Here is an 18475-nt window from a genome sequence, read left to right on the forward strand (position 1 = left end):
TCGGCAACCGACGACAACGCCGCAGATCGGCGTGCCGGACCCCGCGTCTCCGGCATGATCCGCCGGACAGGCCCTAGCCCAAGTACCGTGCAGGGCACCGCATATGCGCGCGCCACCGCGTTTTGGCACTGTCCACACCCTGGGAATGGGCGACTTCCGGCCGTCCACCGGACCCGGTTGAGGACTATGCTGCGTTACGGACGTCCCAGACCCCGGCGGCTTGTCGTTGCTCGACACAGATGGCTGCAGGGAGCGGATCTTTCCTCCGTCACCCGGCGCATCCCTGGAGGGAACTGGGTGGGTCCGCTGTCCTGTCGCACAGACTGTCGGACCGGCCTTGCTCCGCCTCCTTCGAACGTACGCCCCTGCCGGAGCGCGCCAAGGGGGCCGGGAATCCCGGCGTCACCGCGTGCACTGCCGGATGGTCTTCTGAACCGAGGCGTCATGCCCCTACCGCAGCTCACCGTCTACCGTCATGACCGAAGGCACCGGGCGCTGATCACCCTGGCCGGTGAGATCGACCTGGAATCGGCGCCCTTGGTGCGCGCAGCACTGGTGCGGTGCCTGCGCGACGGCATGCGCACCATCGACGTCGACCTCACCCCCGTCACTTTCTGCGACTGCAGCGGCCTCAACGCCTTCCTGCACGCCGCGCAGCAGACCACGGAGGCCGGCGGAGCCCTGCTACTGCACCACCCGCCACCGATGCTGGGCCTCATACTCGACCTCACCGGCTCCGGGTTCCTGCTCCTCGGCGTTCCGTTCGGGCATCTGTCACCTCCTCTCGGAGGTGTTCCCGCCCCCGCCGCCCAAGCCCCGCCGCAGCGGACTGTTCCACTCGCCTCCGTCCTCTCGGGCGATGTGCGGTGACGGCCCGGCCGGAGCGGAGGCAGCCGCACAAGTCCCATGGCGGCGAGCCGTCCACCATGGATGCGGTCCGCTTACGTCGGGTGAACCGCTGGCAGGCGCAGGGCGTGAGCGGAGGGCTCGCGGACCTGTACGTGGACTCCCGCGAGACATCACCCCGTGAGGAGTACCGCCCTCCAGGCCGCCAAGACTTTCTGAACCGTCTCGCCGGCGACATCCGGCGGCCGGGGTTCGCCATGGTGATCGCGGAGACGGACCACCTGATGGGATGCGCCTACGGATTCCCGGTGCGCAGCGACGGCTTCTGGTGGCTCGGGTTCGACGGGGCACTGCCGCGCAGCATCGAGCAACTCACCGAGTCCGGCAGTGTCTTCGCGATCACCGACATCCTGGTCCGCCCGCACCCGCAGGACCAGGACGTGGCCCGCCGGTTGCAGGTGCGGCTGCTGACCGACCATCAGGCGTCGCTCGGCGCCACCTTGGTGGACCGGGCTGATCGCCCAACTCTCGCTGCGCTCCGCTCCTGGGGATGGCTGGACGCAGGAGAGATCTGGAGGCCGATCAGCGCCACGCTGCTCCGGGTGCTGGTCCTTCCCGTCGGGGAACGAACCGCGGCGAGACTGGAGGGCCTTACGCACGATGCCTGGACCCGGTGGCCAGGATGAGGTCCGACAGCCGCTCGGCGCGGATTCAGGTGCTGGTCGCCGAACAGGCGGCCCTGCGTGGTGCCCGGGTCGGTGTGGTGGATGTGTGCACGGCGGCGGTGGCCGCACTCCCGGTCGGCGGAGCCGGACTGTCCGCGATGTCCCGGACCGCGGCGAGCCATCCGCTGTGCAGCACCGACGACATCAGCGAACAGCTGGAGGAGCTACAGCTCACGCTGGGCGAGGGGCCGTGCGTGGACGCCTTCACCCACGGTTCGGCCGTCCTGACACCCGATCTGCTGACCGGTCGACTGCAGGACCGCTGGTCCGTGTTCGCCGATGCGGCCCTGGAGGCCGGGGCACGCGCGGTGTTCGCGCTCCCCCTCCAGATGGGGGCGATCAGCCCGGGAGTTCTCGACCTGTATGCCGACGTGCCGACTGTGCTGGGCGCGGAGGAGCTGGCCGATGCGTTGGCGTTCGCCGATCTCGCGACGCTGCTCCTGCTCGACGCACGGATCGAGGAGACGGGCGCACCGGTCGACGGAGCACTGGCAGATCGAGGCTTCGAGGACCTGGGCGGATACCGGGCGGAGATCGACCAGGCCACCGGCATCCTCACCGTCCAGCTCGGTGTCGGTATCGACGAAGCCTTTGTCCGGCTCCGCGCCTACGCCTATATGCAGGGACGCCGGCTCGCCGACGTGGCTGCCGACGTGGTGGCTCACCGGCTCCGCTTCTCCCCGGACACGGAACCCGAACGGACCGACGAGGAAACCTGACGCACCGGTGCCATCCGATGAACGTGCCGTGCTTCCCGCCCCCTCCCGGCGGGACTAGTCTCAATCGAGGGTGTCACGATGAATCAGCAGCTCCTGGCCAAGACCTTCGTCGAGCTGGCGGACAACCTGGTCGCCGACTTCGACCTGATCGACTTCCTGCGCCTGCTGACCGACCGCTGCGTGGGAATGCTCGACGCGAGCGCCGCAGGCGTGCTGCTCGCCGACCGAAACGGCGAACTGCGCGTCATGGCCGCCTCCGACGAACGGGTACGCCTGCTGGAACTCTTCCAGCTCCAGAACGACGAAGGCCCCTGCCTGGACTGCTTCCGCACCGGCACACCCGTGGCAGTCACCGACCTGACCCGGGAGATCGACCGCTGGCCGCGCTTCGTCGCGGCGGCCCACCGCAGCGGATTCGGGGCCGTCCAGGCCCTGCCCATGCGCCTGCGGGACGAGACCGTCGGCGCCCTGAACCTCTTCCACGCCGCCCCCGGCCCCTTCGACCCGGTCGGCACACTTGTCGCCCAGGCCCTGGCCGACGTCGCCACCATCAGCCTGCTCCAACAGCGCTCCGTACACCGCAGCACCGTCCTCAACGAACAGCTGCAGACCGCGCTGAACAGCCGCGTACTGATCGAACAGGCCAAGGGCAAACTCGCCGAACGCCAGAACATCGACATGGAACAGGCTTTCACCACCCTGCGTAGTTACGCCCGTGCGCACAACCGCCGCCTGTCCGATCTGGCCCGCGCCTTCATCGACGACTCCGAACCCCTTCCCGGACTAGGGGGCTTCTGATGGATCTCCGTGGGAGAAGGAGCAGCGTTCGGTGCGTGCTCTCGGCGTGCCGGGCGTCGCGACGCCGCGGAGATCCATCAGAAGCCCCCTAGCGGCCTGACTCCGTCGCCGAGGCGGTGACCGCACGCAGCTGCCCGAGCAGGAAGAACCACGCTCGGATCACGGGCCGTGCTTCTGGAGGCGCGGTGCGCTGCCGACTGACGCCCGCTGTGGTGCTCCGCCGGCTGCGGGGCTGATCCCGGGCTCCGGGCCCACGCCCTCGACTGTCTCGCCGGACCGCACCGCCGTCCCCGCTGCTGTTGCTGTCCAAGCGGCGCAGTACAGCAGCAGCCTGGCCATGAGGTTGATCCACAGCACGACGGCGACCGGCACGGCGCAGCTTGGCACCGATCGCCGCGCCCACGGTGATCAGCGGAAAGAGCGCGACGAAACTGGTGAAGGTGATGGCCGCGGCGAGCCTGGCCCAGTGGACGGCATCCAGCCGCTCGAACGCCCGCCAAGCGTGCGTACGCATCAGCTTTCCGATCACCGGCAGCCTTGCCGGCCATGCCATGAGCAACACCCGCTCCTGCGTCCAGCGGGGAACCCGCACCGCCTTCCGGCGTATGAGAGCCGCGCTGCCCGATGCTTGCCGAGGGCTGCACCGGAGCAAGCCGATGATGACCGCTGCGGCGCGAGGTCGTCCGGTGCGGCAAGGCCGTCTGTGGGGCGCGCGGCAGGTCGCCCGGCGGCCGACCGGGATCGTCAGTGAGCGGCCCGGTGGCGGAACCAGTGGTCCTTGTGACGGGGCTGTCCGACGGGTTTGGCAGGGTCTTCGTCACCCCTCTCCGTCTGCGCCGTCTGCGCACGGGCGGAGTCGCGTTCCTTGATCAGAACGCCCCGTTCCTGTTCGGCTGCGGCTGTCTCGCGCCGAGACTGCTTGAGCCCGCGCCGTGCGGTGCGGCCGCGACGAGCGGTGCGGCGTGTACCGGTCAGGAGCAGGCTCAGCCCGAGCAGAGCCGCCGCCCCGACGACGATGCCGTACAGGAAGAGAGTGCCGGTGGAGCCGGTGACATCGACTCCGAAGACGGAGAATCCGCCGGTGAGTTCGTGGGCGCTGCCGCTGTTGGAAAGAACGCCGGCGACGCCGATGACTACCGCGGCGACGAGAATGACGAGCCCGAGGATGATCATGACGTGCTCCTGGGAACTGCTCCCTGTCCTCACGGTAGAACCGTTCTACCCGGCACGCCACCGCCAGAGGTTGCGTCTACCCTGAAATTGAGGTAGGCGTACGACCGGAGGACGCTGGCACTACTGGTGGACGACCTCTGGTCCGCCCATCCGCCACGACCCCAGGAGGCGTAGCGCCATGGTCTTCTTCCTGGTTCTTCTCGGCGGCGCGATCGCGCTGGTCGTCATCGGCGCTGTCGTCGACGGCATGCTGTATCTGCTCTCCATCGGCGTGCTGCTCCTCATCGCCGCCGTGCTCTACCTGCTCGTGCGCTCGGTATCGCGCTCGCGCCGACGCCCGGCCCACTGACGCGTCGTGGTAGACGGCGGACCGCCGCTCCGCATGCCCGCATGCGGTCGGTGACGGGGGCGGGACGGTTCTCTGCTGTTGTGTCGACCATTGCGTGGTGACGGCTCGGGCCCAAGGGCGAGCCTGCGGGAGGAGCCGGCGGATCCGGCTTGGGTCGGGCGCTCACAGGCGGCGCCAGCGGGCCGAGGCGAAGGAAAAGACGCCGAAGAGAACCAGCCCGATCGCGACGGCGACCAAGAGCCATGGCCCCACCGGTGTCTGCGTGAAGCTACGGAGCGTCGCGTCCACGCCCTTGGCCTCGTCCGCGTCGAAGCGGACGGCTGCCACCAGGATGAAGATCCCCGCCGCGGCGAACACCGCACCACGCGCCACGCCGCCTCCCACGCCCAGGGCGGTGACGACCTGCTTCGTACGGTGGCTCATGGTGCCGGTGTCCAGTTGCCGCAGGAAGCGCCGCATGGCCGCCCGGACGGCGAGTACCCCGCCGACGCCGATCAGAAGGCAGCCCGCGGCACCCACCAGCACCCGGCCGTAGGGCAGTTTGAGCGCCGATGCCGTCCAGTCCTGCGACTGCGCATTGCCACTGGAACCCTGGCCGCCCCCGGCGGCGTACGCGGCGGTGGCCCAGCAGACCGCGGCGTAGAAGAGCGCCCGTCCGCCGTCAAGGACTCGCGAGGCCGCCTTACGCCGAAGCCCCCTGCCAAGGACCGCGCGAGCGCCCCGCCACAACGCCATGCAGCCGAACCCGACGACCAGCGCCCACAGCATGGTCTTCCCGAAGGGCTGCGCCGCGATCTGGGCCAGCGCGCCCTGGCGGTCCGCCGTCTCGCCGCCGCTGCCGAGGGCGATCCGGACGGCCAGTGCACCGATGAGGACGTACACCACGCCTCGCGCGGCGAAGCCCGCCCGTCCGGCGGCAGTCAGTGTCTGCCTCTCCACGGAACGACGGGCGTTGGGCCTGGCGGCCCGGCGCCGCCCGTGCACCCGGGATGTCGTCACGCTGCCCTCCTCAGAGCGTGGGTGTCGGCCATGACCTGGTCGCGCAGGCGTGCACAAATGCGAGTGATCAGACGGGAGACGTGCATCTGGGAGAGACCGAGCTGCAGGGCGATGCGGGCCTGTGTCATCTCGCAGAAGAACCGCATGTACAGGATCTGGCGGTCGCGTTCGGGCAGTGCCTTCAGCAGCGGGCGGAGCGCCTCACGGTTGACGATCAGGTCGAAGCCGGGCTCCATGCCACCCAGCGTGTCGGTCAGTGGATGGCTGTCCGCGGAGTGGCCGGGCACGGCGTCCAAGGACAGAGCGGCGAAGCTCTCCAGCGCACCCTGGCCCAGCTGTACCTCCGCCTCGGTCAGGCCGGTGTGCGCGGCGATCTCGGGGACGGAGGGTTCGTGGCCGTTGAGCGAAGCGCACTCATGGCCGGCGAAGCGGACCAGGCCGCGCAGCTCCTGTACACGCCGCGGCACATGCACGACCCAGAGGTCGTCACGGAAGTGCCGCTTCACCTCGCCGAGGATCGTCGGTATGGCAAAGCTCGGGAAGGCGGTGCCGAGACCGGGGTCGAAGCGGGACACCGCCTTGACCAGGCCGAGTTGGGCGACCTGCTTGAGGTCCTCGAAAGTCTCACCGCGATGGCGGAAGCGCCGGGCGAGCCGTACGGCCATCGGCATCCAGGCGCACACCACCTCCTGCCGCAGCGCGGACCTCTCCGGACCGTCCGGCAGAGCGGCGATACGGAGGAACGCGGCATCGGTGTCCGGCGCATCGTCATAGCGGTGCGCGCTTCGTAAGCCCTGCGTACGTACGTCCGGCATCGACACGTGTCTCCCTCATCGGTGGCGTCACTCACCGTGGGAGCCGGCAGACCGCAGCACACAAGGAAGCAGCGACAGCTGCTCCCACGGGCGTGCCTCCGGTCCGAAGCACCTCGGACGAGTTCCCAGGCAGCCCGCTTTCTAACAAGCTCTGTGCCACGCAACCGCGGCTGCCCACGGGACGCGCGGGCGGCGAAGTTGGAGACGCCCCTGGGCGGTCGCGTCTGGAACCTGATGGTCAACGGGCAACGCGGCAGGCACCGTTGACCAATTCGTGTGGGCAGGCGGCCGCGTGATCGGCATCGCCGCGGGTACGCAGTCGGGCATGAGACACCCCCGCGCACTCGATGCACGGCTCTTCGCGCGCGTCGCCTCCTCCCACACCCTGCTGCCGTGGCTGGCCGGCGCGGCCGTCATGGGTCTGTCCGGCAACCGCAGCGCACGTCGTGCCGCACTGCGCGCAACCGGCTCGCTCGCCCTGGCCTCCGCCGCCGTCGGCATCGCCGCCAAGTCGGCCTCCGGCCACCGGCTTCCACCTCGGCCCGCCACCCGGGCGTTGCCGTCCGGGCACGCGGCCGCCGTCGCGGCTTTCGCGACCGCCGTCACCCTGGAGTCGCCCAAGCTGGGAGCCGCGCTCATCGCCCTGGCCACGGCAGCCGCCGTCTTCCGCGCCCGCACCGGCACGTACTCGCCCGGTGAAGTGCTCGCGGGTGCCGCACTCGGGGTCGGTGTCGCGGCGGCGACCTGCCGTTGGTGGCCGCTACACGTGGACGAACCCGCCGACACCGCCCGGCCGAACGTCCCCGTACCCGCGCTTCCCGCCGGCCTGGGACTGATCGCCGTCGTCAACAGCGACGCGGGTGGCGACACCCCGGCCGAAGCCGAACTACGGACCCTCCTGCCGATGACGGACATACGGCTCTGCGCAAGCGGCGTCGACCTGCACCTGGTGCTCGACCAAGCCGCCAAGGACGTACTCGCCCATGGTGGCGCCCTCGGCGTCGTCGGCGGCGACGGGACGGTCAACGCGGCAGCGGTCCGCGCCCTCGAAAGCGGACTGCCACTGGCCGTGTTCCCCGCCGGCACCCTCAACCACTTCGCCGCCGACCTCGGCCTGCCGACCCTGAAATCCACCGCCGACGCCGTGGAGGCGGGCTGCGGAGGAGCCGTCGACCTCGGCCGGGTCACCTCCGCAGACGGTGCCAGCACGTACTTCCTCAACACCTTCAGTATCGGCGTCTATCCCGAACTCGTCCGGGCCCGCGAAGTCCGCGAGACGCGCCTGGGCAAGTGGCCCGCTCTGTGCATCGGCCTGCAACGCGTCCTCGCCGACGGCACACCCAGCCAGATCACCGTCGACGGGCGGCACCGGCGGCTGTGGCTGCTCTTCGCCGGCAACAGCCGCTACGACCCGCCCGGCTTCGCCCCCTCCTACCGCCGCAGCCTCAACGACGGACTCCTCGACATCCGCACGGTCGACGGCAGCCACCCCTTCGCCCGCACCCGGCTCGTCACCGCCTTCCTGACCGGAACCCTCGCCCGCTCCCGCGTCTACCAGGCCACCACCGTCACCAGGTTGCGGATCGACGGAATGAGCGAGGACGAGGACTACACCCGTGACGGCGAAGTGAGTCCGGCGGCTGACGCGCTCCACCTCGACAAAGCGGCACGTGCGCTCACCGTCTACCTGCCGCCACCGCAGTGACGCCGCCGGCGGAGTGGCGCTCTCGAGCGTTCTGCCCGCTCAACGGCTTCGGGATCGGGAAAGGCCAGGCCGGTGGTTGAGTTCCACGAGGTGGGCTACACAGCAGAGGCGTTCGACGGCCGTCCTGGACGAAGGCACCGGAGAGTTGAGCTCACAGCCCCGGTGCCGTCCGCCGGCCGCGCATGCCGTCACCGCCGGTCTGCCAGATGAAGGCGTCGCAGCCCCCGGCGCAGCTCCCGCTGTATCGGCTCCGGTAGCCTCTCGTCCTTCGTCGTGGCGACCAGAGCCGCAGCCACGTCTCGGAGCTTGATGTTGCAGTGCTGCGACACGTCCACCAGCAGGTCCCATGCCCTGCCGCTGGAACACGGCGCCAGGGCCATCACCATGCCGCTCGCCTGGTCGATCACCGCACGGCTCGCCAGCGCCCGCCCCAACTGCTCATTCCTGGCGCGCAGTTCGACAACTTCGGCCAGTAGAGCCGTTTCCTCCGCCGAAGCCACGGCCGTCAACAGCCGCCGTTCTTCGCGGGGTGTGGTCACCTGGTGCATGGTGCGTACCTCACAAGGCAGTCATCCTGTCCATAGGCGGTCAGCGGCGCGCCAGTTGCCGTTCGCCGGCCGCACCGGGCTTGTAGGCCAAGCCGTAATGCCTGAAGATCGCTTCCTCCTGCTCGGCGGGCAGCACGTCGTCGGTACCGATCGAAGGAGCCTGTTTCACCAGCGTTTTGACATAGCCGACCTTGAGATAGTCCGGCCCGGCGATCGCATCATCGATGGGGACGAAGAGCAGACGGTGCCGGGTGGGCAGTCCGGTCCGTACCGTGGCCACGGCCGGCTCGTCCGTGGTGGTGTCCACATAGACCGCTTCGAGCACACCGATCTTGCGGCCCTCGGTATCGACGACGTCGCGGTTGCGCCATTCGCGGACGTCTGCTGCGTGAATCATGGCCTTCCCCTTCCGGTCGGCTCATCCGCCGGTGGTGAGTCGCACCCCCGGTCTTCCGCGTAAAGCCGCCGCAACGCACGCCGCAGCGCACGCTGCATCAACCGCGAGAGCGGCTCGCCCTCCCAGGCGGCGACCACGGCCGCAGCCACCTCCGGAAGACTGGTGTGGCACTGCCGTGCCATGTCCACCAGCAGGTTCCTGGCCGGCCCACGGCGGCAGGGGACCAGGACCATCACCATGCCGCACGCCTGATCGATCACCGCACGGCCGGCCAGCGCCCGCCGCAGCTGATCGACCTCGGCGCGCAGCGCCACGACATCCTCACCCGCCGGGTCCTCTACCGAGGTCTCGGCCGTCAGATCCCACCAATCCCCCGGGAGCTTGGTTGTGCGGTGCATGGCACGTACCTCTCGACGATTGCGGTGCGTCCGGTGTGGCCGAAGCCGTCCCGGAGCCTCTGGATGCCAGGCCGGTGCATCGGTCACCCGCGGCGTTCGCGGTCCCGACGGTCCTCGCGCCTCCAGCGCGCCCGGTGCTGACGGCTCTAGCGACGGTCCCAGCGGTCCTGACGCTCCCGGCGGTCCCGGTACTCCCCGTAATCGGACCCGCCGCCACGGCCCCGGCCTCCACCACGATCGCGACCGTAGCGGGTGGCGCCGAAGACCAACACGGCCGCGGCCACCCACCAGAGGGGGTTGAGGAACCCGAAACCGAACAAGATCAGAGCGACGATGAGAAGCAGGACGAACACGGCGGGCCTCCCCGGAGCGGAACAAAGCATCACTGCCGGGGGCCAGGGCCTGTTCGAACACACTAGTCCTCCCCAGAGGTTGCGGATAGCGGCCCACGCCAGCGTCCTCCGCCGAGACCGGATGGCCACTTGCAGTCTGTCCAGGAGGCGCGGCAAGGGCTAGCGTGCACGGTACGGCCCGAGCCCCCGGCAGCGTCGATCACCTCTCGCGCTCCTTCGGGGGCGCACCTCGCGCATCAGTGCCGGAACCCACCCCGCCCCCCAACGGGCCGCTCCGGCACCCGCCGTCGCCATGCCGTCCCGGCACGGCCTCGATGCGCCCCATGCGGGCACCGTCCATCTGCTGCCCGCCGCGTCGCACGCATCCCACCACAGGTGGCACGCATGTACGTACTCATCGTTCCGGCGTCAGTCCCCTTCGTCCTCCTCGCCACCGTCATGGGCCTGTCCTGGTGGGAGGACCACGTCCTGCCGACGCCGCCGGCCGAGCCGGTCGACACTCCCGCCGAGGCTCTGTCTGTCCCAGCGGCCCCTGCCCCGCTCACAGAACTCCCGCGTGTCGACACTGCGTTGACAAGGGAAGTCGCCGGGCGTTGACTGACAGCACGGCGTAGGGCTATGCCGCTCCGGATCATTCCGCGGCAGCATTCCACCTTCCCGCTTCGCCAGGACCCCGCGGATTCAGGAACTTCCCGCGATCTGGAGGCCCGGCAATGATTCTGTGGATTCTTCTCCTTCTGCTGATCCTGGTGGTGTTCGGGTTCGGCTTCACCATGCAGGCCCTCTGGTGGGTCGCCGCCGTACTTCTGGTCGTCTGGATCGTCGGCTTCGCGATGCGCGGGCGCGGCGGTGGCCGTCGGTACGGCCGCAGCCGCGGGTAGTCCACACCAGGCCGTTCTCACGCCGGCGGGAACAGCGGCCTGTACGGCGATCACGCGCGAGAGCCCATCCAGCCAACGAACAGAGGACAACCATGAGCGTCGGACAGACGATCAAACACAAGACCCAGGCATTCAAGGGCCGGGTCACCGAACGCATCGGCCGGACCACCCGCAACAGGCGACTGCAGCGGCAAGGCAGGACCGACCAGATCTCCGGAAACCTGAAGCAGTCCGGCGACAAGGCCAAGGACGCCTTCAGGCACTGACCAGCACAGCCCTGGGTGGCGTCGAGATCGCGTGGACGCCACCCCCGGCAGGCCAACGCGGAATTGATGGGCGACGGCCAATGAAGCCGAACAACCTACGAGCCGAGAACCAGAGAAGGCCGTCATGCTCACCATCGTGATCATCGCCGTGATCGTCATCGCAGCGGTCGCCATCCTCATCGTCGGACGTGGACGCATCCGAGCCGGCGGTGGGCGCGGGCTGAAGCACCGCTTCGGACCCGAGTACGACCGTGCCGTCGCCGACCACGACGGCGACACCACGGTTGCCGAGCAGGAACTCGGCGAGCGCGTCAAGCAGCACGGCTCCCTTGATGAGAAGCCGTTGTCGCCCGAGGCCCGCGCGCAGTACAGGGCTCAGTGGGCCGACATCCAGGAACAGTTCGTCGACTCGCCGCAGCAGGCCGTCACCCAGGCCGACGCACTCCTTGCCGGCCTGGCGAGAGACCGCGGCTTCCCCGACGGCGAGCAGTTCGAGGAGCAGCTCGCCGCCCTCTCCGTCCACCACCCCGACCAGGTCTCCGGCTACCGCAGCATGCACACAGCCGCCCGCGGCCAGAGCGGCACCGAGGAAATGCGGGAGGCCATGGTCGAAGCCCGAAGCCTCTTCGAGGCACTGGTCGCCGAACAGGCAACCGACTTCGACCGGCACAGTCCGCCGGCCCATGACGACCAAGGCCACGCGCCACAGGCACGGAACCGCCGCCACGCGAAGGGAAGCAGCACCTGATGTCGCACAACGCCGAACACGCACGGCAGCCCCAGAACGGAAGCTCGGTCCCCGCGACGCCGCGCGCCCCGCAAACACCTCCCGCCGAAACCTCCGACGCACGGCGCGAGCCCGGCACCAACACCGACAGCCCCAGCCTCGATCGCAAGCCGACGCCGGAGATGCTCCCGCAGGGCGAACGGGACAAGCTCACCCTTCGCCTCCGACAGGCCCTCAGCACCTTCGTCGACAGCCCGCGCCAGGCGGTCGAAGAGGCTGACACCGTCTTCGACGACGTCACCACCCAATTCACCGACACCCTCCAGGAACGGCGGCGCGCCCTGCGCGCAAGCTGGCAGGACCCGGACACCGAAGCGCAGACCGAGGAATTGCGGCTCGCGCTCAGGCAGTACCGGGAGATCACCGAACGACTGCTGCACATGTCAGCGCCTGCCGGCCGGTGACACCGTCCTCCCCGCAGGAAACACCGCCGCCGCAGGAAGCCGGTACGTGGACCACACCGGCGGAATGCGGCGGCGGTGCTCTGAAGCACTCGCCTCTGGACCCGCGCCCGCCGCTGGCCGTGCCGGTGTGGTTCTCCGGCGGAACGCCGGCTGCGGGCCGCCACCCAGGGGCCGACGTACGTGACCGAAGCGATCCCGAGTACGCGACGCCGCGATGTGCCCGACGAGCCGATCCGCCCGACGCGCTCGGCCCCCGCGTGCGCCCTGTGGTGAGAGGGGTTCCTGCCCATGCCGGTTCTGCGCACACTGGCCCTCCCGTCGATGCCGACGGCCGTCTCCGATACGACGGCCCACCTCTTCGGCGCTCTCGCCGGTCTCGCCGACCGGGGCGGCGGCCGTGCACTGGCCGCGGCGGGCCGGCTTGCCGGCACCTTCGCGCGCCCTCTCGCGACTCCCCTCGCGCCGGACGACTACCTCGGCCTGATCGACCCGCTGCTGTCCGCGCGCCATCCCGCGGGCCGGGTGGTCGCCGTACGGCCGGAGTGCGCCGGGGCCGCCACGCTGGAGATCCGTCCCGGACGCGGCTGGGCAGGACACCGGGCCGGGCAGTACCTGCCGGTGGGGGTGGAGATCGACGGCGTACGGCACTGGCGTACGTACTCGATCACCTCGCCCCCGCCGCTCACCGGGGCACCGGGGCACCGGACGCTGACGATCACGGTCAAGGAGGATCCCGGCGGCCGGGTCTCCCCGCACCTGGTGCACCGGACCCGTCCCGGTACCGTGCTCCGACTCGGCCCCGCGCAAGGCGAGTTCACGCTGCCGGAGGATCCGCTGCCGCCGCGGATGCTGATGGTGACGGCGGGCAGCGGCATCACCCCGGTGGCGGGGATGCTGCGCACCCTCGCACGCCGCCGCTTCCCCGGGCCCGCCCCCGACGTCGTACTCCTGCACAGCGCACCCGGCCCGGACGAGTTCCTCTTCCGTGCCGAACTGGACGGGCTGGCAGCCCGGTTGCCCTGGCTGCGCGTTCACGCGCGGTACACCCGTACCACGGGCCGACTGGCCCCGGAGCACATGAGTGTGGTCTGCCCGGACTGGTACGACCGCGAGACCTGGGCCTGCGGTCCGGACGGGCTGCTCGACGCGCTGGAGCGGCACTGGGCGGCGGCCGGGGCGGGCGTGCGGCTGCGCGTGGAGCGTTTCCGGCCGGTGCCCGTACCGTCGGCGGACGCCGACGCGGCGCCGGGCGGCCGGGTCCGGTTCGAGCGCAGCGGCATCGAGGCCGACGCGTCCGCGTCCGTGCCGCTGCTGGAGACCGGGGAGGCGGCAGGTGTGGCGATGCCGTACGGGTGCCGCCGGGGGATCTGCTTCGGCTGCCTCGTCCCGCTGCTCCACGGCCGCGTCCGCGATCTGCGGACCGGCGAACTGCACGGTGAACCGGGCGAGTTGATCCAGACCTGCGTCAACGGTGCGGCAGGTCCGCTCGCCCTCGCTCTCTAGGGCAGGCGTCCCGTTGAGCCGTCCGCACCGCTTAAGAAACTGTCAAGGGATACTGATTGATGGGAAATCGCAGAGCCGAAGAGGCACGGGCGCCCAAGCGCAAGGTCCTCGACCTGACTCTCGTGCAGGTAGTGGCGAGCGCACTCGCGACGGTGGTCGGCGCGGTGCTGGCGTCCCTGCTGGGGGTGACCGGGACGATCATCGGCGCCGCCGTGATCAGTACCAGCGCGACCACCGGCGCAGCGGTCTTCTCGCATGCTTTCCGACGGACGGGCGAGGGGATCCGCAGCCGGGTGCCGCCCGTAGGGGTGCCAAGGACGCCGGGCGAGGAACGGGCGGAACACCGCGCGGACGCCCGGGCGGCGTTCGGTTCACCGGCGGACGCCACGGCTGTCGCCGCGAGGCCGCCGCCCTTCGGGCCCGGTGGCCTGGGTGGTGAGCACGGAAAGACGACGGGGGCCTCCGCGTCCTTCGGAGGTGAGTCGATCACCACCTATCGGGGTCGCTCCCTCTGGAGGTCCATCGGCTGGAAGAAGTACGCCCTGGCGACGGGCCTGGTGTTCGCCCTGGCGATGCTCACGGTGACCGCGGTGGAGCTGATCGCGGGCAAGCCGGTGGCGGCCGTGGTCAAGAACGAGCCGGGCAGGGGAACCTCGGTGGGCGGTGGCACGGCCGGTACCCCCGCTCCCGCCGACAGCCCCACACCCACCCCGGGTGCGTCCAGCGACACGGCACCACAGACGGACAGCCCTGCCGCGCCGGACGCGAGCGCGGCGCCGGACACCAGTTCTGGTCCCGGCTTCAGTTCCGGTCCCAGCTCCGGTCCCAGTGCCGGTCCCAGCGATCCGGCGCCGTCCGCTTCGTCCGCGCCGTCCAGCGACGGTGCCGTGAACAGTTCCGACGCCACCCCTCACTGAGCAACGGGGGTCGGTACGGCGAAGCGCAGTATGCGGCCCCAGGTGGAGCCGTACTGCCGCCACAACGGGCCGGTGACGTACGGGATGCCGTACTTCGCGCAGAGTTCGCGCACGTGCGGGGCGATCTCCGCATAGCGGTTGCTGGGCAGATCGGGGAAGGCATGGTGCTCGATCTGGTGGCCGAGGTTTCCGCTGAGGATGTGGAAGAGCGGGCCGCCCTCGATGTTGGCGGAGCCCTGGATCTGACGCAGATACCACTCGCCGCGGGTCTCGCCCTCGATGCGCTCCTCGGAGAAGGTCTGGACGGCCCCGGGGAAATGGCCGCAGAAGATGATGGTGTGGGTCCACAGGTTGCGCACCGTGTTGGCGGTGAGGTTCCCGAGCAGGCAGGGCAGCGCGGACGGGCCCGCGAGCAACGGGAAGACCACATAGTCCTTGGCGAGCTGGCGGGTGGCCTTGGCAAGAAACCCGCTCACGTCGTCCAGGAAGGAACGCCACGACTTGCGGCCGGCGGCGACGGCATCGGGCTCCAGGTCGTATAGCGCGATGCCCCACTCGAAGAGCGGAGCGAGGAGGAAGTTGTAGAACGGCTGGGCCAGATGGCGCGGACGCCAGGCCTGCTCGGCGCTCATCCGGAAGACGACGTACCCGAGGTCACGGTCGAGGTCCACGACGTTGGTGTACGTGTGGTGCAGGTGGTTGTGGGTGTGCTTCCAGGCCTCGGCGGGCGTGAGGAAATCCCACTCCCAGGTCGTGGAGTGGATGGCCGGGTCGCCCATCCAGTCCCACTGGCCGTGCAGGATGTTGTGGCCCAGCTCCATGTTCTCCAGGATCTTGGCGAGGGAGAGCATGGCGGTGCCCGCCGCCCAGGCGGGCGGAAACAGCGAGACGGCGAGCGCGATCCGGCCTCCCGCTTCCAGACCGCGCTGGGCGGCGATCACGGTACGGATGTAGCGGGCGTCCTCGTCGCCGCGCGCGGCGACGATTTCGGAGCGGATCCGGTCGAGTTCCTTGCCGAACTCCTCGCCGAAGGCGGCTTCGGTGGGCGCGAGAGCGGTAGCAGTCACTGGGGACTCCTTGCGTGGCTGGGCGTGCAGTTCGCCGGTACGCAGGTCGCGTACGCGACCTCCAGGGGGAGCCGGTCCGAAAGGCGGGCCAGGGATGCCGTCGGCAACTTCGGGGTGGCGCTCACCATGGTCGGCCACCGGCCGAGAGAAGGATCACGTCACGGTGCGCTCGATGCTCTGCCGCCGGACTGGGGCGTGGCACGTCGCTGATGTCGAGACCTGGGTGCACCGCGCGCCTCCCTGGAGCGGAGCGATTGAGCTGCTGCCGGGGGCTCGGGCCTCACAAGGCAGCCTAGTGCCACCCCCTGCTGTGCGGAAAGTGCCCCTGCGACCAGCCCCGGAGGGAGAGGGTTTGACCGGGCGGTCGTGCCACAGGCCGCCGCCCAGGGTGAAGGCCGGCCCGCTGCCAGCGCGCCACGGGTTCCGCCCGCTCCATCCAGCGCTCCCGTCGAGGATTCGTCACAGGGCCCGAGGGATGTGGCCGTACAGAGCGCCGCCCAGCCGACCGTCCGCGCTCGGAGGCACCCCTGTCGCACTCGCACTCGGCACACCCGGAACCTGGGTGCCAGCACGCTGCCCTGGACCAGTGAGCCGGCCTGGCCCGAGGCATCCAGGGGAACCTGGCCGGAGATCGCGATCAGCGGCCCCGAGGCCACCACGGCGTGGCTGTAGCCGTTGGCCGGAGGCATGCCCTCGGGGCGGACGAGGTGGCGCATCGTCACGTCCTACTCCTCCGGCTCCCAGGCGCGGAGCAGGTCGATCAGACCTGCGTCTCCGTCGACTTGCAGGGAGTCCGCCGGGATACGGTCGTACATGAAGAGGACCAGCTCACTGGCCGTGCCGCGGACGGAGGCGCCGGCCGCGTCCGGGCCCTCGTCGGCAGCGATGGCGGGCGTCATGCCGGGCGCGGGGAGACGTGTGGAGCGTGCGCCGTCGCCGTCGACCGTGAGGCGCCAGGAGTGGCCCTCGGTGGCGTGGAAGTCGAAGGCAGTGGGCTTGTGCGGCCAGGCGCTCGGAGTTGCGCAGCAGGTGGCCAGGAACTCGTCGACACCGTCGAGTGCCGCCTCGTCCGGCAGCGGCTGCGGGGCACCCGCGGTGATCTGGGCGTCGTAGGTGTGCACCGCGATCTCCTGGAGCTGGTGCCGGGCGACGGCGCCGCAGGTCTGCGGCGACTGCGACGTACCCCACCACGTCCAGCAGCCGCGATCCGGGCCGGCCTCCCGCAGTGCGTCCAGTAGCTCCTGCGTCGATGCGGCCAACCAGGCCAGCAGGGCCTCGCGCTCCCGAGGCGCAGCCGGGGCGCCCTCCGACGCGGACTTGGCCACGGCTGCAGGCCCTGCGGCGATGGTGGCGGCCCAGGAGCGGCGCCCCTCGCCCAGGTGCTGCACCAGATCGAACAGCGTCCACTCGGGGCAGGTCGGCACCTGCACGTCGAGGCTGGGCGCGGCGGCGACCGCGGCGCGGAAGGCGGTCGATCGTTCGTCGATCAGCTGCAGCAGATCGGGGAACTCCAGAGTCTTTTCCACTCCGGCTGTCTATCACTGTGCTCCGGCAACCGGACAGCGATTCTCATAGCCGCCGCGGCGGGCGTTGCGGCACGGGCCGCGTGCCCTCGGATGACGCACCGTGGGCAGGGCCACGGTGCGTGTTCCGTTCGGTTGCGGCCGCAACAGCGCCGCGAGCAGGGCCGCTTGGAAGGAGTCGCCGGCCCCGATCGTGTCGACGACGTCCACGGCGGGCGCGGGGCACCTGGCCTCGGCGCCGTCGACGACGCCGTAGGCTCCGGCGTGGCCGGAGGTGACCACGACCAGGCGGGAGCCGCTCTTCAGTAGTGCTCGCGCGGCCTGTTCGGGGGTCGACTCGGGGTAGAGCCAGGCGAGGTCCTCGTCGCTGGCCTTCACCACGTCGGCGTCGCTCACCATGGCGTGCACGGCGTGGAGGTAGGTGTCGCGGTCGGGCTGGGCCGAGGGCGGACATTGAGGGCAGCCCGACCCGGCCCGGGAGCTGCGCGGATATCACCCGCGCACGCCAGTTGGGGCTGGTCAGGCTCCTGGCTGGCGGGCCCGCGGTCGAGATCCTCGCCGATGCCGGCTACCAGGGGGCTGGGCGCACAGACCGGCGAACGCGTAGTGACACCACCGCACCGCAAGTTCAAGAAGAACGCCCCGGACTGGTACGAGGAAATGTACGAGCGCCAGCGCAAGGCACATTCGTCACGCCGTATCCGCGTCGAGCACGGCATTGCACATCTCAAGAACTGGCGGGCCCTGGCCCGCCATCTCGGCCGCCGCGAGCACATGAGCGACACGGTGCAGGCCATAGCCGACCTCCTGTCCCATCAGCAGACCGCGGACCTGACATCGGCTCAGCAGATCTGAACCCGGAGCCCAAGCAAACTTCTCGACGCCTCACCACCAACCATGTACGAGCTCGTTAAGCAAGTCTCTCCAGGGCCAAGGCAACAGTTGCGCTACAGGGGGCGTGAACGCGCCCTGGCTTCCCTACAGTTGATACACGTTCATGAGACTTCCCGGCCATGCTTGCGATCCTGGTCATAGGTCTCACCAATCCCCACTGGCTGGGATTCCTCAACGTTTGGGGACAGAGGTTCGCCCACGCGGTGGGCATGTTCTAGCCCGCCGAAGACGGAATACCTCGACTCCAACGGTAATTGGTAGGCCAATGGACAACTTTAATCAGCAGAAAACCCCGACGCTCGCCCCAACTCTGCCGATTACGCTCGATACCTGTTACCCCACCCTCATCGCCGACACCGCGGCCGCGCCGTGAGCGGATGCGGTCGTCGCGGCCGCCTGCGGTCACCT

At 70.1% G+C, this 18475-nt stretch carries 23 protein-coding genes and 2 pseudogenes; 14 read left to right on the forward strand and 11 right to left on the reverse strand.

Annotated elements, in window-relative coordinates; translation table 11 throughout:
* The first annotated feature begins 444 nt into the window (after positions 1 to 444).
* The 4 genes from ACX28W_RS00005 (at position 445) to ACX28W_RS00020 (ending at position 3088) form a co-directional block, all read left to right on the forward strand.
* Entirely contained in the window at positions 445 to 870 is a 426-nt protein-coding gene (locus ACX28W_RS00005; RefSeq protein ID WP_458996648.1) for an STAS domain-containing protein, read from the forward strand.
* Positions 871 to 950: 80 nt separating this feature from the next.
* Positions 951 to 1532 (forward strand): hypothetical protein, encoded by a 582-nt coding sequence (locus ACX28W_RS00010; protein ID WP_458996649.1) that lies wholly within the window; start codon positions 951 to 953, stop codon positions 1530 to 1532.
* On the forward strand, positions 1529 to 2290 hold the full coding sequence (locus ACX28W_RS00015) for an ANTAR domain-containing protein (RefSeq protein WP_458996650.1): 762 nt from the start codon (positions 1529 to 1531) through the stop codon (positions 2288 to 2290). The genes ACX28W_RS00010 and ACX28W_RS00015 overlap by 4 nt, the downstream gene beginning before the upstream one ends.
* Positions 2291 to 2368: 78 nt before the next feature.
* Positions 2369 to 3088, forward strand: coding sequence for an ANTAR domain-containing protein (locus ACX28W_RS00020; protein ID WP_458996651.1), 720 nt, complete (start codon positions 2369 to 2371; stop codon positions 3086 to 3088).
* 376 nt (positions 3089 to 3464) lie between these two features.
* Here ACX28W_RS00020 and ACX28W_RS00025 read toward each other — a convergent pair.
* Positions 3465 to 3641: pseudogene (locus ACX28W_RS00025) on the reverse strand (YihY/virulence factor BrkB family protein); the annotation flags it as partial.
* A 191-nt stretch (positions 3642 to 3832) separates the two neighbouring features.
* Positions 3833 to 4261, reverse strand: a complete 429-nt coding sequence (locus ACX28W_RS00030) for a hypothetical protein (protein ID WP_458996652.1) — start codon at positions 4259 to 4261, stop codon at positions 3833 to 3835.
* 178 nt (positions 4262 to 4439) lie between these two features.
* On the opposite strand from ACX28W_RS00030, the gene ACX28W_RS00035 reads away from it, so the two are divergent.
* Entirely contained in the window at positions 4440 to 4610 is a 171-nt protein-coding gene (locus ACX28W_RS00035; protein WP_458996653.1) for a hypothetical protein, read from the forward strand.
* 162 nt (positions 4611 to 4772) lie between these two features.
* On the opposite strand, the gene ACX28W_RS00040 is transcribed toward ACX28W_RS00035, so the two are convergent.
* Together ACX28W_RS00040 and ACX28W_RS00045 are read right to left on the reverse strand one after the other, a co-directional pair.
* A complete protein-coding gene (locus ACX28W_RS00040; RefSeq protein ID WP_458996654.1) occupies positions 4773 to 5609 on the reverse strand; it encodes a DUF1206 domain-containing protein in 837 nt (278 codons plus the stop codon).
* Positions 5606 to 6424 carry a SigB/SigF/SigG family RNA polymerase sigma factor gene (locus tag ACX28W_RS00045; protein ID WP_458996655.1) on the reverse strand — a complete coding sequence of 273 codons (819 nt, stop codon included), beginning with the start codon at positions 6422 to 6424 and terminating at the stop codon, positions 5606 to 5608. The genes ACX28W_RS00040 and ACX28W_RS00045 overlap by 4 nt, the downstream gene beginning before the upstream one ends.
* 325 nt (positions 6425 to 6749) lie before the next feature.
* On the opposite strand from ACX28W_RS00045, the gene ACX28W_RS00050 reads away from it, so the two are divergent.
* Positions 6750 to 8129, forward strand: a complete 1380-nt coding sequence (locus tag ACX28W_RS00050; protein WP_458996656.1) for a diacylglycerol/lipid kinase family protein — start codon at positions 6750 to 6752, stop codon at positions 8127 to 8129.
* A 188-nt stretch (positions 8130 to 8317) separates the two neighbouring features.
* Here the strand turns inward: ACX28W_RS00050 and ACX28W_RS00055 are convergent, their stop codons facing one another.
* The 4 genes from ACX28W_RS00055 to ACX28W_RS00070 all read right to left on the reverse strand — a co-directional run bounded on the left by ACX28W_RS00055 (position 8318) and on the right by ACX28W_RS00070 (position 9825).
* The gene (locus tag ACX28W_RS00055; protein ID WP_458996657.1) at positions 8318 to 8677 is read right to left on the reverse strand and encodes an ANTAR domain-containing protein; all 360 of its coding nucleotides are present in this window, start codon (positions 8675 to 8677) and stop codon (positions 8318 to 8320) included.
* A gap of 40 nt (positions 8678 to 8717) precedes the next feature.
* Entirely contained in the window at positions 8718 to 9074 is a 357-nt protein-coding gene (locus ACX28W_RS00060; protein ID WP_458996658.1) for a PRC-barrel domain-containing protein, read from the reverse strand.
* Positions 9071 to 9472, reverse strand: a complete 402-nt coding sequence (locus tag ACX28W_RS00065; RefSeq protein WP_458996659.1) for an ANTAR domain-containing protein — start codon at positions 9470 to 9472, stop codon at positions 9071 to 9073. Before ACX28W_RS00065 ends, ACX28W_RS00060 begins: the two co-directional genes overlap by 4 nt.
* A gap of 146 nt (positions 9473 to 9618) precedes the next feature.
* Positions 9619 to 9825: a hypothetical protein gene (locus ACX28W_RS00070; RefSeq protein WP_458996660.1), complete on the reverse strand. Its 207-nt coding sequence runs from the start codon at positions 9823 to 9825 to the stop codon at positions 9619 to 9621.
* 384 nt (positions 9826 to 10209) lie between these two features.
* Between ACX28W_RS00070 and ACX28W_RS00075 the strand changes: the two genes are divergently transcribed.
* The 7 genes from ACX28W_RS00075 (at position 10210) to ACX28W_RS00105 (ending at position 14583) form a co-directional block, all read left to right on the forward strand.
* The gene (locus ACX28W_RS00075; RefSeq protein ID WP_458996661.1) at positions 10210 to 10422 is read left to right on the forward strand and encodes a hypothetical protein; all 213 of its coding nucleotides are present in this window, start codon (positions 10210 to 10212) and stop codon (positions 10420 to 10422) included.
* Between the two features lie 116 nt (positions 10423 to 10538).
* Positions 10539 to 10706: a hydrophobic protein gene (locus ACX28W_RS00080; protein WP_458996662.1), complete on the forward strand. Its 168-nt coding sequence runs from the start codon at positions 10539 to 10541 to the stop codon at positions 10704 to 10706.
* Positions 10707 to 10798: 92 nt separating this feature from the next.
* Positions 10799 to 10972, forward strand: a complete 174-nt coding sequence (locus tag ACX28W_RS00085) for a CsbD family protein (RefSeq protein WP_458996663.1) — start codon at positions 10799 to 10801, stop codon at positions 10970 to 10972.
* A gap of 124 nt (positions 10973 to 11096) precedes the next feature.
* Positions 11097 to 11720 (forward strand): hypothetical protein, encoded by a 624-nt coding sequence (locus tag ACX28W_RS00090; RefSeq protein ID WP_458996664.1) that lies wholly within the window; start codon positions 11097 to 11099, stop codon positions 11718 to 11720.
* Entirely contained in the window at positions 11720 to 12163 is a 444-nt protein-coding gene (locus tag ACX28W_RS00095; protein ID WP_458996665.1) for a hypothetical protein, read from the forward strand. The genes ACX28W_RS00090 and ACX28W_RS00095 overlap by 1 nt, the downstream gene beginning before the upstream one ends.
* A 288-nt stretch (positions 12164 to 12451) precedes the next feature.
* Positions 12452 to 13666 carry a ferredoxin reductase gene (locus tag ACX28W_RS00100; RefSeq protein WP_458996666.1) on the forward strand — a complete coding sequence of 405 codons (1215 nt, stop codon included), beginning with the start codon at positions 12452 to 12454 and terminating at the stop codon, positions 13664 to 13666.
* Positions 13667 to 13725: 59 nt separating this feature from the next.
* The gene (locus ACX28W_RS00105) at positions 13726 to 14583 is read left to right on the forward strand and encodes a hypothetical protein (protein ID WP_458996667.1); all 858 of its coding nucleotides are present in this window, start codon (positions 13726 to 13728) and stop codon (positions 14581 to 14583) included.
* Here the strand turns inward: ACX28W_RS00105 and ACX28W_RS00110 are convergent.
* The 3 genes and pseudogenes from ACX28W_RS00110 to ACX28W_RS00120 all read right to left on the reverse strand — a co-directional run.
* Entirely contained in the window at positions 14577 to 15650 is a 1074-nt protein-coding gene (locus tag ACX28W_RS00110; RefSeq protein WP_458996668.1) for a fatty acid desaturase family protein, read from the reverse strand. The two genes, ACX28W_RS00105 and ACX28W_RS00110, sit on opposite strands and share 7 nt — an antisense overlap.
* 725 nt (positions 15651 to 16375) lie before the next feature.
* Entirely contained in the window at positions 16376 to 17176 is an 801-nt protein-coding gene (locus ACX28W_RS00115; protein ID WP_458996669.1) for a maleylpyruvate isomerase family mycothiol-dependent enzyme, read from the reverse strand.
* 12 nt (positions 17177 to 17188) lie between these two features.
* A pseudogene (locus tag ACX28W_RS00120) lies at positions 17189 to 17593 on the reverse strand (carbohydrate kinase family protein); the annotation flags it as partial.
* A 141-nt stretch (positions 17594 to 17734) separates the two neighbouring features.
* On the opposite strand from ACX28W_RS00120, the gene ACX28W_RS00125 reads away from it, so the two are divergent.
* The gene (locus ACX28W_RS00125; protein ID WP_458996670.1) at positions 17735 to 18028 is read left to right on the forward strand and encodes a transposase; all 294 of its coding nucleotides are present in this window, start codon (positions 17735 to 17737) and stop codon (positions 18026 to 18028) included.
* Positions 18029 to 18475 lie beyond the last annotated feature (447 nt).

The sequence above is a fragment of the Streptomyces sp. SD15 genome (assembly GCF_054462255.1).